The organism is Coprococcus sp. RTP31081st1_H1_RTP31081_211007 (assembly GCF_040227275.1).
GTDB classification, from domain to species: domain Bacteria; phylum Bacillota; class Clostridia; order Lachnospirales; family Lachnospiraceae; genus Coprococcus; species Coprococcus aceti.
Window position 1 is genome coordinate 20975 of record NZ_JBEHVP010000001.1, and the last position, 16572, is coordinate 37546.

Below are 16572 nucleotides of genomic sequence, written 5' to 3' on the forward strand. Positions count from 1 at the left end.
ATTATAACTATCTGGAGAGGAGAATCCATATGGACGAACATACAAAATCCATACATTATCTGCTGATGGCGGATCATTTCATGGTGCAGAAGGCATTGCTGAGTCAGATAAAGGATACAGAGCTCACCATGGGACAGCCCAAGGTGCTGGACTATCTGAAGGATCATGATGGGGCGTGTCAGAAGGATATCGCGGCGGGATGTCATATAGAGCCGGCATCGATAACCGCTGTGTTGAGTGGCATGGAGAATAAAGGTTATATACAGAGAAGTACAAAGTCAGGGGACAGAAGATCCCTGTACGTGTATTTGACAGATAAGGGCAGAGAGTATGTGGAGATGCTCAATAAGAAGTTTGACTTAGTTGAATCTGTGGCACTGAGGGGATTTACCGCGGAAGAGACGGAAGAATTGCAGTCACTTCTTGTAAGGGTGTACGACAATATGAAGGGCAGCGAAAAAGACAACAGAAAAGAGGAACGTAAGAGATGAAGAACATGAAGGTAAGAATCCCAATGTATTTTGTTGGACTGTTTATTATGACTATAGGAATAGCACTTTCAGTCAAATCCAATCTGGGAGTGTCACCGGTGAGCTCTATACCATATACGATGACATGTGTATGGGGAATCGAGATGGGAAAGGCAACGATCATATTCCATGCGGCATTGGTGCTTATACAGATCATTATACTTCGAAAGAATTTCAAACCGATAAATCTCCTTCAGATAGTGGTTGGAGTAGTATTTGGATACTTCACGACATTCTGCAATTATCTTGCCACATTTCTGCCATCAACAGATAACATAGTTGTCAGGGTTGTTTTGATGCTTGTGAGTACCATATTCATAGCAGGCGGAATATTCTTTTATCTGCCGGCGAATCTTATCCCACTTGCCGGGGAGGGTGTTATGCAGGCTGTCTCAGAGGGCACACACATTGAATTTTCAAAGGTAAAGATCGGATTTGACTGTTCTATGGTGGCTGTGTCGGTCGTAACATGTCTGATCTGCATACATAGTCTTGGAAGCGTGGGCGCCGGTACTGTTATTGCCGCATTCCTTGTTGGATTCAATCTTGGCAAGTTGAATAAGGCATTTGGCGGAAAACGAGATAAACTTCTTGGAAAGCACACATACACTGAGGAGGAAGTACTCAGGGAGAGAATGGAGCAATTGCATTAGGACTTTTGGATAAAATTGTATCGTATAAACTATTTTATAATGGTAATCAAAATTACCAATTAGAACTGCAATCTGCCTGCACTGTATTTGAAGTCGTCGAAATCATCGGGTATCCGTGAGAGTTCGTCTATGTATGCCGGACTGTCATATGGCTCATTTGCATTTATATGATGTTCCATATCTGTTATTTTCCCTTCATAAATGGCTAGTCTGGGGAGTTTTATTTGTTTGCTTTTGATATTACGTGGTGTATAATTTAGCCATACAAATTTTGGTTTGTTGTATGTGCAAAGGAGAATACAAATGATAACAGGGGATTTGAAGAATAAAATAGACAGTTTATGGGACATATTTGCCGCGGGTGGACTTGTCAATCCACTTGAGGTTATAGAGCAGATAACATATCTTATGTTTATCCATGATCTTGATGATGTGGACAACAAAAAGGCAAAGGAATGCGAGATGCTAGGGCTTCCGTTTAGCAGTATATTTGCTGATGAGGTGAAGATAGGAGACAGAAACATTGACGGAAAGCAACTCAAATGGTCTGTATTCAGGGATTTTCCTGCTGAGAAAATGTACAGTGTCATGCAGGAATGGGTTTTCCCATTTATAAAAAATCTTCATAGTGACAAGAACAGCGCATATTCAAAATATATGGATGATGCCATATTCAAGCTTCCGACACCGATTCTTCTTTCGAAGGTTGTTGATTCGCTGGATGAGATATATAAATTGATGAATGAAATCCAGTCAGTTGACGTGAGAGGCGATGTATATGAATATTTGCTTTCAAAGATAGCACAGTCTGGAAGAAACGGTCAGTTCAGGACGCCGAGACACATCATCCGTATGATGGTTGAGATGATGGATCCGGCAGCAGACGAGATGATATGTGATCCTGCGTGTGGAACATCCGGTTTCCTTGTTGCGTCAGGGGAGTACCTCAGAGAAAAGAAGAAAGAAGACATCTTTTATAACAAAGCAAATAGAGATCACTATATGAATCATATGTTCTATGGATATGATATGGATAGAACGATGCTTCGTATAGGTGCTATGAATATGATGACACATGGTATAGATAATCCATGTATTGAATATAGAGACAGCTTATCAGATCAGAATAGTGATAAGAATAAATATACACTTGTTCTTGCAAATCCACCGTTCAAGGGAAGTCTGGATGCTGAATCAGTTTCAGCAGATCTTCTCAAGATGTGCAAGACAAAGAAGACAGAATTGCTGTTCCTTACATTGTTCATAAGGATATTGCAGGTAGGCGGCAGATGTGCATGTATAGTTCCGGATGGAGTGCTATTTGGCTCGTCTGCAGCACATAAGGCAATCCGTAAAGAAATAGTGGAAAATCAGAAACTTCAGGCAGTCATCTCCATGCCATCAGGAGTGTTTAAGCCATATGCAGGAGTGTCAACTGCGATACTGATATTTACAAAGACAGATCACGGTGGAACGGACAAAGTATGGTTCTATGATATGACAGCAGACGGATACAGTCTTGACGATAAGAGAACACCGGTAAATGATAACGATATACCTGACATAATAGAGAGATTTGCACATCTTGACAAAGAAAATGACAGAAAGCGAACGGACAAGTCATTCTTTGTGTCAAAGGAAGAGATAGTGGACAATGCTTACGACCTCAGCATCAATAAGTACAAGGAAGTAGAGTATACACCAGTAGAGTATCCGCCTACATCTGAGATAATGTCAAATATAAGAGATCTGGAGAGACAGATAAGTCAGGAAATGGATGAACTTGAGAAATTGCTGGCTGATGATAACCAGTAATTGATTGAAAATATTAGGAAAGGGGAAAACAAACTCGACTTTAGCAAATTCGTATTTGTATAGAAGATATAAATGAAATATAAGTTAAAAGATATATTTGACTTGCAGATGGGGAAAACGCCATCCCGCAATAATATAGAATATTGGAATACAAAAGATTTTAAATGGATTTCAATATCTGATTTGACTAAAGCACATGGATATATATCAGAAACTAAAGAATATATTTCAGAGAGAGCAGTAAGTGAAAGTGGAATAAAGATAATTCCTGCTAATACCGTTGTAATGAGCTTTAAATTATCTATAGGGAAAACGGCAATTACATCAGAAGACATGTATTCAAATGAAGCAATAATGGCATTTCATGATAAACATGTTGTTGAAATTTTACCAGAATATATATTTTATATTTTTAAGTATAAAAAATGGGATGAAGATAGTAATAATGCTGTAATGGGTAAGACACTTAATAAGGCTATTTTATCTGAAGCAGAGATTGAGATTTGTTCAATAGAAGAACAGCGAGCAATAGTAGACATTCTTGATAATATGATGTCGGTTTTGGAAAGTAGAGGGACTGAATTAGATTTGTTAGATAACCTTATCAAAGCCCGATTTGTAGAGATGTTTGGGGATCCGAAGATTAACCCTAGGCAGTATCCAGTGAGTGAACTTTCAGAGTATATTGAATTCCTGACATCAGGTTCTCGTGGATGGGCAAAGTATTGCACTGATGATGGTACTGAATGGTTCATTACAATTAAAAATGTCAAAGACTGCCGAATTTCGGTAAACAATATACAGTCAGTCAATGCGCCAGGTAATGCCGAGGCAATACGTACAAAGGTGCAAGAAGGTGACTTGCTGATTAGCATTACAGCAGACTTGGGACGTACTGGAGTTGTTACAAAGGAGATAGCAGAGCATGGAGCTTACATCAATCAGCATCTCACATGTATACGTCTGAATAAAAAAATCCTTGATCCATTGTATGTAGCTTATTTCATGGAAAGCAATGCGGGTAAAGAGCAGTTTGAATCCAAGAATCAGAGTGCTGTAAAGGCTGGATTAAACTTCAATTCGATTACTTCGTTACGCATTATGATTCCACCTATAAGTGTACAGAAAGAGTTTATTTCATTCGTACACCAGGTCGACAAATCAAAAGTTGTTGTGCAAAAGGCTCTTGATGAGGCACAGATATTGTTTGATAGTTTAATGCAGAAATATTTTGGATAATAATTTATAGCATATGTTTGCTCAAAATGTGTTTAAGGTATAGAAATAAGAATTAAATAAGGTTTGACTGGTGAAGGATGTTGGTAGAATCTGAAAGGAGAATACTAACATGGAAGAAAAATTAGTCAAGATACTTAACGAGATGGCAGATTATCTGAATATATCTCAGATGAAGAAATTACAGGAGACGTTACTTAAACATTTGGTAGAGAATGAGGCTAAGACAGAAGAAATCCCTAATGTAGAATATTTGAAAATGTTTATTGACGCAAAGCAGATTGAGGGATGTTCTGAAAGAACTTTGCAGTATTATCGTGTTACTATTGAGCATATGCTTGGAAGTATTGACACACCTATCAGAAAGATAACGACTGACGAGATAAGAGGGTATCTTGTTGATTATCAGAAGGTTAATAATTGCAGCAAAGTAACTGTAGACAATGTCCGGAGAAATATGTCGAGCTTTTTTAGCTGGCTTGAAGAAGAGGACTACATACTGAAGAGTCCTATGAGGCGAATACATAAAATAAAGACGAAACAGCCAGTTAAGGAAACTATAACTGATGAAATGATTGAAAAACTTCGTGATAATTGTACGTGCGTCAGGGATCTTGCCATGATTGATCTATTGTATTCAACCGGTATACGAGTAGGCGAATTGGTAGGTTTAAATATATCGGATATTGATTTTGAAGAGCGGGAATGCATAGTATTCGGTAAAGGTGATAAGGAAAGAAGAGTTTATTTCGATGCAAAGGCAAAGCTGCATTTGCAAGAATATATAGAGAGCAGGACGGATGATAATCCAGCTTTATTTGTCACTCTTGATGCGCCGCATGCAAGATTAAAGATAAGTGGAGTTGAGATAAGAGTTAGAGAACTGGGAAGAAAATTGAATATAGACAAAATACATCCACATAAATTTAGAAGAACAATGGCAACCAGAGCTATCGATAAAGGAATGCCGATAGAGCAGGTGCAGAAGATATTGGGACACTCACAGATAGATACGACTATGCAGTACGCGATAGTTAATCAAAATAATGTAAAGGTATCGCATAGACGGTATATTGCATGATGTATTTGTTGTGGATATATATTTATGATTCACAAGCTTCAAATTCGTATTTGTATGAGTAAATGACAATCGAATATATGTTTGACATGAAAGCGGTTGGATGCTAATATAATATTAAAAGGTGCTACCGATAGACGGTTAGCCCTGATATTACGCTTACAAAAAAGTAACCGCCAAGTTTTGTCAGGACAGGGCGGTTACTTTTTTGTCTTATTTCTTATCATTGCTCTTAGAGCCAACGGCATAACTAAGAGCAAAGCATGTAATGCATAAGCTGATGATGGCTATAAAAAGTTCCGTTGTAAGCATAAGTACAAACCTCCGTATAGATTTCCACAAGTGGATTTATCTATGTAAACACAGGTTATAAACTCCTGTGGCGAAGGCTAACCGCCTACCGAATAGGGTAGCACCAAATATATCATAGCAAACATATGTTCGATGCGCAAGATTAATACACACGAGGTTGAGATTGTGTAAGATTTTGATGGATGAAAAAGATTTAAGAATTTCATTTTCGGCGCCGTTAAATGTGTTAGATACAGATGGTCAGACGTACGGATGTAGAGTTAATAATCCAGATATCTGTGCAAATAACTCAATTCCAGATGTTTGTGCGTTTACATCTAGTGATTGTATTTGTCACAGACCTTCAAGAGCTTGGAAAAAGCAATATAACAAGTTGAAAGAAGGTGGAGTAAATGCATAGAGATTTAATTAAACTTGGTGAGGCTGCAACTTACATTAATGGATACGCATTTAAACCAGATGATAGAGGCAAAGTAGGATTACCAATAATACGGATTCAGGATTTGACAGGAAATTCTTACGATTTGGGTTTTTATGATGGAGATTATCCAGAAAAAATAGAGATAAACGATGGAGATGTTTTGATTTCCTGGTCTGCCAGCTTAGGTGTATATATATGGAACAATGGAAAAGCTTTGTTAAATCAGCATATTTTTAAAGTCGTATTTGACAAGGTCAATATTGATAAGAATTATTTTGTATATGCTGTGCGTTATAAGCTCGATGAAATGGGAAGGAAAACTCATGGGGCGACTATGAAACATATTGTAAAAAGGGATTTTGATGCTACAGAAATTCCATATCCTTCAAAACATGAACAGATAGAAATTGCAAACAACTTAAAAAGAATAGAAAATATTATTGAATTAAGATCGAATGAATTACAATTGTTAGATGAATTGATCAAAGCCCGATTTGTAGAGATGTTTGGGGATTGTAGTAATATGGTTTTGCTTAATGATTTGTGTTTGATAATCACTGATGGAACACATCAACCACCGAAATTTCAAGAAAAAGGTATTCCGTTTATTTTGGTATCAAACCTTTCAAATAATACTGTTACATACAACACAGAGAAGTACATTAGTGAAGAAACATATAATGAGTTGTATAAAAGAACTCCGATTGAACCAGGTGATTTGCTTTTATCTACGGTAGGTTCTTATGGACATCCAGCAGTTGTAACTGAAGATATAAGATTTTTGTTCCAAAGACATATTGCGTATTTGAGGCCTAAAAGAGAATTGGTTAACAGTTTCTATTTACATAGTGCGTTATTAGCACCAGATGGACAGAGACAAATTGAAGAAAAAGTTAAAGGAATTGCCCAGAAGACACTTAATCTTTCGGAGATTAGAAAGATTATGATACCACTTCCTAAAATGGAAGAGCAAGATAAATTTGCGGCCTTCGTCCACCAAGTCGACAAATCAAAATTGCTCTCGCTCATCAAACTACTGGAACAATTGATTACTTACCTATATAATGTGTTTATAATATACCGACAAGACAAAGGGGAGGAGGTAGAAAGACATGAATAATTTCGACTTCTTAAGGGATGAACCAAGATTTGCCGCATTTGCTGGGGTTGCAATATCGGCTGAGAGAATAATTCTTATAGATCCTGATATGTGTATACTCAATTGCCGCAGGGCTATGGAGTTTGCAATAAAATGGATTTATTCAGTTGAGACTTCACTTGAAACGCCGTATCAGGATAATCTTCACAGTTTATTGAATTCAGAGGACTTCAGAGATTATGTGGGAAATGACCTGTGGAGACGATTGGATTATATACGAAGAAAAGGCAACAGTGTGGCTCACAATAACAGGCGCCAGGGATTTGACGAGGCTATGCTTTGCCTGGAAAATCTGCATATATTTATGGACTTTATTTCATGTTGTTATGTACGGGGATATGAGCAGAGAGAATTTGATAGAAATGCCATATTGAACAGACGTGAAAATGCCAAGAAATCTAGGGAGAATGCTGAGAATGCAAAGAGCCAGCTCAAAGAACAGGAAGAGTTGATTCGTCAGAATCAGGAAGAGATTGAAAGACAGAAGATAGATCTAAAGACATTGGCTGAGGAAAATGCAGATCTCAAGGAGAAGTTATCTGCACGCAGTCAGGTACAGAGGAAGCGTTATAAGCAGCATCCGCTTGATATATCTGAGTTCGAGACAAGGAAACTCTATATAGATGCTATGCTTGAGGACGCAGGATGGGTACAGGGATCAGACTGGATCGATGAAGTTGATGTTGATGGTGTTCCTAGCAGGTCAGGAAATGGACGGGTGGACTATGTGCTTTATGATGATACACAGAGACCACTTGCTATTATAGAGGCGAAGAAGACATGTGTCGGAGTTGAGGCAGGCAGATATCAGGCGAAGGAGTATGCTGACAGCATTGAGAGAAAGTATGGCAGAAGACCTGTTATCTTCCTTACAAATGGGTTTGAGACACATATTATTGATGGACAATATCCAGAGAGAAAGTGTTCGTGCATTTACTCCAAGAGGGATCTGGAGAAGTGGTTTAATCTGAGGTCCATGAGGACAAGTCTCAGAAATGTAACAGTGGATAAGGCAATTGCCGGACGTTATTACCAGGAAGCGGCAATAAAAGCCGTGTGCGATGCATTTGATCAGAAGAACAGAAGAAAAGCATTACTTGTCATGGCTACAGGTTCTGGTAAGACACGAACGGTGATAGCACTTTGTAAGATACTGATAAATGCCGGATGGGTGAAGAATATTCTATTTCTGGCAGATAGAAATTCACTTGTCACGCAGGCTAAGCGTAGTTTTGTGAATATGCTACCTGATTTGTCCTGCACGAATCTGGTGGAGGAGAAGAATAATTATAATGCAAGGTGTGTATTTTCCACATACCAGACCATGATCGGATGCGTTGACAGTGCGAGTGACAAGGATGGAAGAATATTTACCTGTGGACATTTTGATCTTATCATATGTGATGAGGCGCACAGGTCAATATATAACAAGTATAAAGATATATTCACTTATTTTGATGCACCGCTTGTGGGACTTACGGCGACACCGAAGGATGAAGTGGACAAGAATACTTATGATATATTTGAACTTGCAAATGGAGTTCCTACATATGGCTATGATCTTGCACAGGCTGTTGAGGATGAATATCTTGTTGATTATATGACAATTGAGAGCAAGGTAAAGTTCCTTGATGAGGGAATTGTATATGAAGAACTTTCGGACGCAGATAAGGAAGAGTATGAGAAAACATTTGTGACAGAGTCTGGGGATGTACCGGATAAGATAGAGTCCGCTGCGCTTAATTCCTGGTTATTCAACAAGGATACAATAAGAAAAGTCTTACGTGTATTTATGGATAAGGGAATCAAGATAGATTACGGGCAGAAGATAGGAAAAACAATAATATTTGCAAAGAATCATACTCACGCAGAGAAGATATTTGAGGTTTTCAATGAGGAATATCCGCATCTTGTTGGGTACGCGGAAGTTATAGATAATCAGACAAAATTTGCGCAGAAAGCAATAGATGATTTTTCGGATCCTAAGAAACTGCCGCAGATAGCCATATCAGTTGACATGCTTGATACGGGAATAGATGTTCCAGAGATACTCAATCTGGTATTTTTCAAGAAGGTAATGAGTAAGGCAAAATTCTGGCAGATGATAGGAAGGGGAACCAGACTTTGCGAAGGACTGCTGGACGGCAAAGATAAAAAATTGTTCTATATATTTGATTTCTGTAGTAACTTTGAGTTCTTCAGGGTAAAGAAAAAGGGCAAAGAGGCTGTAAATGTGATGCCTATACAGGGTGCGATATTCCAGAGAAGATTTGAGATAGCGTATAAGCTGCAGTCACTTACTGATAGGGACGACAGGGTGAATTTCTTCTTGGAAAAACTGATATCTGACATGAGCAGTGAAGTGCAGAGATTGTCGAGGGATAACAGGGATAATTTTATAGTAAAGCAGCATCTGAGATATCTGGATAAATACTCGGATGAAGTAAACTACCAGAGTATAACGTTCCCTGATGTCAATGTCGTAAAGGAAGAAGTATCGCCTTATATTATGGCAGATGGTGATGAGCCGAGTGCTTTGAGATTTGATGCGCTTATATATGGCTTGGAGCTTGCACATGTGGTGGGAAAGAATGACGAGAGAGCAAAGAGAGATCTTATAAAAAGGGCTAATGCACTTTCAAGACTTATAGGAAAACATATTGATGAGATTGATCGCAGAAAAGAAATCATAGATAAAGTATTGTCGGATAGCTATGTAGATGGTGCTGGAATTATAGAGTTCGAAGAGATAAGGACAGGACTTAGGGATATCATGAGCTTTATAAAAAGCACAGTACAAACATACGACACTAACTTTGATGATGATATCCTATCTACTGACTGGCATGAATCAGAACTTGAGAACGATGATCTGAAGAATTATAAAGCAAAGGCTGAATTCTATATAAAACAGCATCAGGATAATATTGTAATTGCAAAACTCAAGACAAATAAGCCCCTTACTACTGGGGATGTGAAGGCACTTGAGGATATCCTTTGGAATGAGATTGGAACGAGAAAGGATTATGAGGGTGAGATCGGTGACAAGCCTCTTGGTGAATTTGTCCGTGAGATAGTAGGGCTTGATATGAACGCTGCAAAGGAGGCGTTTAGTGAATATCTGAATGAAACAAATTATGACAGCAGGCAGATATACTTTGTCAATCAGATAGTTGAGTATGTGGTACACAATGGAATGATAAAGGATATGTCAGTGCTGATGGAGTCGCCATTTACAGACAGGGGAAGTATAACGGATATATTTAACGCGTCTGTATGGATGGGCATAAAGAAAGTAATAGATCAGATAAATGCAAATGCTAATGTGGCTTAGCAGACACTATTATTCAATATATGCAATTTTTGCACAAGTTGAACATTTATTTCAGTATGTGCAATTTCTGCACAATGTGAATATACATATAACAAGATTTCGGGGGAATCACATGACTTTATACATGAACATAAAACAGCTCGGCAAGCGGAAGAACACAGTGCACAAGGTCCCGTTTGAATACGCAAATGTACCGGGCACACTTAGAGAACTCATAACAGAGACAGTAAAGATCTGCGTGGCACAGTACATATCCCGCATGGATCGCGGCGATGCAGTGCTGACAGATGAACAGATCGATGATATGGGAAGAATAGGAAAGATAGCGTTCGGGATCGTCTATGGGGAGAAGAAACCGGATGTGGATGAAGCAGTGAAGACAGCCATTCAAGGATTTGAGGATGGGCTGTTCAGAGTGTTCCGCGGTATGGATGAATTAACGGAGCTGGACAGGGAAGAGAAGTTTAACGAAGGGGATGAGATCACATTTATCCGCCTCACAATGCTGGCGGGCAGAATGTGGTAGAACATAAAGAAAGGGGTTACAATGGCGGTGGACAAGAAGACAAGGTTTGAGCTTGAGGAGCAGAAGAAGATCGCAGATGAAGTGAGAGAGGCATTTGACGAGAATTCCACGAAGCTCAGAAAGAGCTACAGTGCGGATGCGCAGAAGCTTCTTAAGGAGATGGATAATTACTATGGAGATGTAAAAGAGTCAACGATCGGCAAGAGACTTGAGACATTTCTTGAGAATGAAAAGAATGTTCCTTCTGAATTCTTCAGGAGGGAGCTGAAGCATTTGCCAGGGTGGGTGCCGGATCATCTGATGGAGGATTTCTACACTTCTATAGACAGCATAATCAAGTGGCAGACAAGCCAATATTATTACAGAAGAACCATGCGTACGAAGAGGTATGGGGCATTTCTTGACAGATATTTCAGGATCATGAATGAATATCACTCCATGGGGATATACGGATGCGACATAGTATCTCTCTACAGGGAGAAATTGCCGCAGGATATATTGTGCTATTACAGGGATGGCAACAGCAATGGGTATAGAATAGTATCTGAATATTGGATACAGGCGGAGCTCGACAGGGGGAATGCAGAGCTTGAGGAAGTGCTCATGGACATCATGTTCGGTGAGAGTGCGCAGACAAGGCTCACGACCAATATCCTCAGGGGAATATATATGAGCTCCAACACAAGGCTCCATGAGGCTGTAGGCAAGCTGCTCGTTGCAGCAAAGCTTCAGGAGGGGCTTAGGCAGGCGATATGTGAGAATATGGATTATGGAACGGCAGGTGCATTTATGACTCTGTTCCATGTGATAAAGGAGAATGATCTTCTGAGATTCTCATCAGTCATGAGGGCTGTAGCCACCTGGACAGGACTTGTGACTGACGAGGAGAGCAAGCTTGACCGTATACAGAAGAAGCAGCTGCTTCTTATAGATACATATCTGAATGATGAAAATGCAAGGCGTGAAGCTTTATCCGGCGAGGATGCCATGCAGATCTATCTTGCGCTGTGGAGCTATGGTTTCTTTGATGTGGATGAGGCATGCCATGTGATGAACAAGCTGGCGCTTGATGGCAGCAGACACCAAAGACTGGTATTTGGCACATATATCAGGGCAATGAGTCTGGGAAAGGTGTACACACACAGCGTTGCAAAGGAATTTATCAAAAGATTCCCGGACGAGATGGATACCATGGCGGTCATCATGCCAAGTTTCATGTCAGATTATCAGAGTTATATGAATAGTCTCATATATAAAGACGGCAGATCGTACAACAATGAACTTAAGAAAATGACATTTGCCGAGGTGGACAAATATTTTGACAGCAGGAAAGAATGTCAGGAGATGTACGACATCCTCATGGGCATACTTGAGCGCATGCCAAAGAAGAGGCTTGAGTTTGATCCGTGTGTATTTCCATGGAATGCCGAATATCTGGACAGATCCGCAATCATCATGAGACTTGCGGTCTGCGCAAGCGCTCTCAGGGATGAGGACAAGATCACTTACATAGCGGAGATGGTTCCTGAGATAGATTCCGCAAGGTATAGCAGAGATGCGCTTTTGCTTCTGCTTGTAAGGCAGCCGGCAAATGACAGACAGCGTGCCATACTGGTGGATGCGGTTGCCGACAAGGAGACATATACCAGAAACAAGGCGGCGATGATCGTTAAGGATATGAAGCTTTCGCCGGAGAATTATGTACAGCTTGAGAATATGCTCAAGTACAAGAAGTCAGACATAAGGGAGACTGTACTGTCTATATTATATAAGCTTGATGGTGATGACATGGATGATCTCATCGGAAGACTTCTCGCAGATTCCAAGGAGGAGAAGAGAACAGCGGGACTTGACCTGCTGCTCCAGCTCAAAAATGATGAGAACAGGCAGAAACTTTTTGCAGATTGTGTTGGTCATATAGACGCTATGCAGAGGGAGTCTGCGAATGGAAGATCCAGTGTTACAACTAAGGAGCAGATTCTTATACGTGAGATTAAAAATGTTGGCACAGACCGGGCTGGTGCAGATGAGGGGTATGGACTTTATGATGTAAATGCGGACTATGAGCCGGTATTTGACAAGAGTTATCTGGCTGAGTGCCTTGAGCTGTACAAAAAGTATTTCCCTGAAAGCGGGATTGCAAATGATAATGTGTGCAGGACTGCCAAGAGCGAGGGTGCATTTGCAAAACTCAAATCAAAGATTGTGCCTAAAAAGAAAGACACGACATCTGATTCAGAAGTTATAAATATATTAAGAAAATTTGATGCATTTGTGGATGAGCACAAAAATGATGAGTATGAGATGGCTGACGGAGAGATCGGCCTGCTTGGTGAGGCAGGTGGGAACATATATGTGAGCTGTGACAAGGTGGCATGTGAGGAATTGTGGGTAGATTTCTACGAGAAAAATATTCAGACTCCGTATATGTGCATGCAGCTATACGTGTATCTGAATGGCTACAACAGTGACAAACAGGATTTCAAGAAGTACTGCGAGAGTTTTATGGCGGATATGTTTGGAAATATATATATAGAAGAATGTCCGGCATTCGGATATCTTGCCATTGTCAGAGCTGTAATAGGATTCCTGTATAGAAGATATGTGATGGATAGTGACAAGATGAGACTTGCCGTTGTGGCAGCAGACTATCTGCTTGGAAGAAACGATGAGCTCATATATACATTTGGCGGGAATAAAGGTGGCAGCAGTATATCTGGTGATGATTCAAAGGTATATCACAGAAGTGTGCTCACAAATGAGCAGATCATGATAATAACAAGGTGGCTTGCAATCGATGGTGACAGCGATATATTGGACGTAAAAGAGGATTCTGACGAGGCAAGGCAGAATGAAGAGAATTTCAGGCATTTGTTCCCATACAACTATGCCCTTGCAAAGTGTCATAACTTTAATATACCTTCAGACGTTGTAAATGATAGAAATTCATATTACTGGATACACACAGGAAGTGTCATGCCGGTTCCTGGTCTCCTGAACTATATTGCCGCATACAGTCGTGGCATTATATCCAGGGATTATATGTACAAGATGGCATTTGAGGGGAATTCCCTGGATAGGAGCCTCAAATGTGTATCTGACGTGATGCGTTTTATAACGGAGCGCAACAGGAAGGTGCAGACCAGAGGCTATGAGTGGGGATATACGGAGCGTGAAAGGCTGAGGAGTGTGAGGCAGATACTTCTTCACAGTCCGGAAGGAGAGTTCTCGGAGACGGACGAGAAAAGGCTGGATATAGCTAAGAAGCTGTACACTGATATGTCTGAGCTTGTGCTTTCTGCAGAGCTCACAAGGGGAGATACAGAGACAGAATTCTCTCCATATATATACGGGCTTACAAGAATATTTGGAGCGGAGTATTTTGTCAGGATACTGTCAGCCCTCGGCAAGGAGACCCTGGAGAGATCAACGTATTTCAATACCGGTTATTACTATAACCGTCAGAAGGTCAGCAAGAAGAATAGTATGTCGCATCTTCTTCAGGCGTGTGTGCCTGATGCAAATGACAGTGCGGAGACTTTGAAGGCCTATCTTACAGGTACGGATATAAGTGATGCCAGGCTTATAGAGGCAGCTATGTATTCTCCGGAGTGGATAGATATAGTTGGAGAGTATCTTGGATGGGATGGATTTACTGCGGGATGCTATTACTTCATGGCGCACATGAACGAGTCATTTGATGACAAGAGAAAGGCTATGATAGCGAGATTTACACCGCTTGAGGTGGATGAGCTGAACGACGGCGCATTTGACAGGACGTGGTTTACCGAAGTCTATGACAGGCTGGGTGACAAGCGATTCCAGCTTATATACAAGGCGGCGAAATACATTTCGGACGGTGCAAAGCATACCAGGGCGAGAAAATACGCGGATGCGGCGCTTGGCAAATACAATGAGTCCGAGCTGATAGCCGAGATCGAGGCAAAGAGAAACAAGGATCTGCTCATGGCGGTGGGAATCCTGCCGATAGAGAATGAGGAGCAGATAAAGGACAGATACATGTTCCTTCAGAAGTTCAAGAAGGAGAGCAGGCAGTTCGGAGCACAGAGGAGAGCCAGCGAGGCGGCAGCAGTTTCTACAGCTATGCGCAATATGGCGATCAATGCCGGATATCAGGACGTGACGAGACTTACCCTACGTATGGAAAGCCTTGTAGTTCAGGGCATGACAGAATATTTTCAGCCGCATGAGGTCGGAGAAGTGACCGTATGGCTTGAGATGGAGGACGGCGGCAAATGCGCTGTCATCTGTGAGAAGAACGGCAAACAGTTAAAGTCAGTTCCGGCAAAGATCAAGAAGGATGAGTATGTATTGGCTCTGATGGATGCCAAGAAGCAGATGGCGGAGCAGTCAAGGCGTACAAAGGCGATGCTTGAGGATGCGATGGAGAGCCAGGAGGAATACACCTGGGCTGAGATCAGGGGCATGCTGGAGAATCCTGTTATACATGACATGGTGGCTGCGCTGGTGTTTAAGGTAGTGGAGCCTGACGGTGTGAAGGCAGGGCTGGATAGTACGGCTGACAGTATTATGTCAGGGGCAAATGAACTTTATGATAGCAAGAATGTTGTGCTGGGATTTGCAACTGAGGATGGATTCAATGTGTTTGTTGAAACAACCGCTGGTGATGAAAACAAACATTTGTCAGACGACACAAAGCTCACAGTAGCACATCCATTCCACATGTACACGGCAGGCAGGTGGCACGACATACAAAAGTATGTATTTGACAACAAGATCGTCCAGCCGTTCAAGCAGGTGTTCAGAGAGCTCTATGTGAAGACCGAAGAGGAGATGAACATGGAACATTCTCTCAGATACGCGGGCAATCAGATCCAGCCGAAGAAGACACTAGGCTGCCTGAAGTCAAGACACTGGGTGGCTGATATAGAGGATGGACTTCAGAAGGTGTACTACAAGGAGAATATAGTAGCGCGGATCTACGCTCTTGCAGACTGGTTCTCACCTGCAGATATAGAATCACCGACGCTTGAATGGGTGGTATTTTCGGATAGAAAGACAGGAAAGGATCTCAAGATCAAGGATATCCCAGATATCATATTCTCTGAGGTCATGAGGGATGTGGACATGGCTGTTTCCGTGGCGCATGCAGGAGGCGTGGATCCTGAGACCTCACACTCAACTGTTGAGATGCGAAAGGCGATAGCAGAATTCACTATGCCACTTTTCAAGCTGACAAATGTCACATTTACAAAGAACCATGCAGTGATAGAGGGCAAGCGTGCCAATTATACAGTCCACCTTGGAAGCGGAGTGGTGCATCAGGAGGCAGGCCCTATGATAAATGTACTTCCTGTACACTCCCAGAGGCGGGGCAGAATATTCCTGCCATTCGTGGATGATGATCCAAAGACCTCGGAGGTGCTCACGAAGATACTGTTCTTTGCGGAGGACAATAAGATCAAGGATCCATATATACTGGAGCAGATCGAGGCGTAATGTCAGCATAATGATAAGATGGTCTTG

Annotated in this window: 10 protein-coding genes; all 10 read left to right on the forward strand. The window is 41.1% G+C overall.

The annotated features are described in order from the left end of the window. Positions 1-29: 29 nt before the first annotated feature. The 10 genes from ABUA31_RS00075 to ABUA31_RS00120 all read left to right on the forward strand — a co-directional run bounded on the left by ABUA31_RS00075 (position 30) and on the right by ABUA31_RS00120 (position 16545). Positions 30-491 (forward strand): MarR family winged helix-turn-helix transcriptional regulator, encoded by a 462-nt coding sequence (locus tag ABUA31_RS00075; protein ID WP_022216762.1) that lies wholly within the window; start codon positions 30-32, stop codon positions 489-491. After that, entirely contained in the window at positions 488-1183 is a 696-nt protein-coding gene (locus tag ABUA31_RS00080) for a YczE/YyaS/YitT family protein (RefSeq protein WP_015534844.1), read from the forward strand. The genes ABUA31_RS00075 and ABUA31_RS00080 overlap by 4 nt, the downstream gene beginning before the upstream one ends. A gap of 303 nt (positions 1184-1486) precedes the next feature. Then, positions 1487-2998, forward strand: a complete 1512-nt coding sequence (locus ABUA31_RS00085; protein WP_173794567.1) for a class I SAM-dependent DNA methyltransferase — start codon at positions 1487-1489, stop codon at positions 2996-2998. A gap of 72 nt (positions 2999-3070) precedes the next feature. Continuing rightward, positions 3071-4237 (forward strand): restriction endonuclease subunit S, encoded by a 1167-nt coding sequence (locus tag ABUA31_RS00090; RefSeq protein WP_349818313.1) that lies wholly within the window; start codon positions 3071-3073, stop codon positions 4235-4237. 109 nt (positions 4238-4346) lie between these two features. Then, positions 4347-5315 (forward strand): site-specific tyrosine recombinase/integron integrase, encoded by a 969-nt coding sequence (gene xerA / locus ABUA31_RS00095; RefSeq protein ID WP_349818314.1) that lies wholly within the window; start codon positions 4347-4349, stop codon positions 5313-5315. Positions 5316-5802: 487 nt separating this feature from the next. Then, on the forward strand, positions 5803-6024 hold the full coding sequence (locus ABUA31_RS00100; protein WP_117549451.1) for a hypothetical protein: 222 nt from the start codon (positions 5803-5805) through the stop codon (positions 6022-6024). Beyond that, the gene (locus ABUA31_RS00105; protein ID WP_349818315.1) at positions 6017-7165 is read left to right on the forward strand and encodes a restriction endonuclease subunit S; all 1149 of its coding nucleotides are present in this window, start codon (positions 6017-6019) and stop codon (positions 7163-7165) included. The genes ABUA31_RS00100 and ABUA31_RS00105 overlap by 8 nt, the downstream gene beginning before the upstream one ends. Then, positions 7158-10538, forward strand: coding sequence for a DEAD/DEAH box helicase family protein (locus ABUA31_RS00110; protein ID WP_349818316.1), 3381 nt, complete (start codon positions 7158-7160; stop codon positions 10536-10538). Before ABUA31_RS00105 ends, ABUA31_RS00110 begins: the two co-directional genes overlap by 8 nt. 112 nt (positions 10539-10650) lie before the next feature. Then, entirely contained in the window at positions 10651-11064 is a 414-nt protein-coding gene (locus ABUA31_RS00115; protein WP_161171822.1) for a hypothetical protein, read from the forward strand. Positions 11065-11085: 21 nt separating this feature from the next. Next, complete coding sequence (locus ABUA31_RS00120) at positions 11086-16545, forward strand: DUF4132 domain-containing protein (protein ID WP_349818317.1); 5460 nt, start codon at positions 11086-11088, stop codon at positions 16543-16545. The last annotated feature ends 27 nt before the right edge of the window (positions 16546-16572 follow it).

Excerpts from the sequence above, each read along its gene's own strand:
- ABUA31_RS00075 (WP_022216762.1), top strand. The coding sequence starts at position 30 with ATGGACGAACATACAAAATCCATACATTATCTGCTGATGGCGGATCAT.
- ABUA31_RS00080 (WP_015534844.1), top strand. The coding sequence starts at position 488 with ATGAAGAACATGAAGGTAAGAATCCCAATGTATTTTGTTGGACTGTTT.
- ABUA31_RS00085 (WP_173794567.1), top strand. The coding sequence starts at position 1,487 with ATGATAACAGGGGATTTGAAGAATAAAATAGACAGTTTATGGGACATA.
- ABUA31_RS00090 (WP_349818313.1), top strand. The coding sequence starts at position 3,071 with ATGAAATATAAGTTAAAAGATATATTTGACTTGCAGATGGGGAAAACG.
- xerA (WP_349818314.1), top strand. The coding sequence starts at position 4,347 with ATGGAAGAAAAATTAGTCAAGATACTTAACGAGATGGCAGATTATCTG.
- ABUA31_RS00100 (WP_117549451.1), top strand. The coding sequence starts at position 5,803 with ATGGATGAAAAAGATTTAAGAATTTCATTTTCGGCGCCGTTAAATGTG.
- ABUA31_RS00105 (WP_349818315.1), top strand. The coding sequence starts at position 6,017 with ATGCATAGAGATTTAATTAAACTTGGTGAGGCTGCAACTTACATTAAT.
- ABUA31_RS00110 (WP_349818316.1), top strand. The coding sequence starts at position 7,158 with ATGAATAATTTCGACTTCTTAAGGGATGAACCAAGATTTGCCGCATTT.
- ABUA31_RS00115 (WP_161171822.1), top strand. The coding sequence starts at position 10,651 with ATGACTTTATACATGAACATAAAACAGCTCGGCAAGCGGAAGAACACA.
- ABUA31_RS00120 (WP_349818317.1), top strand. The coding sequence starts at position 11,086 with ATGGCGGTGGACAAGAAGACAAGGTTTGAGCTTGAGGAGCAGAAGAAG.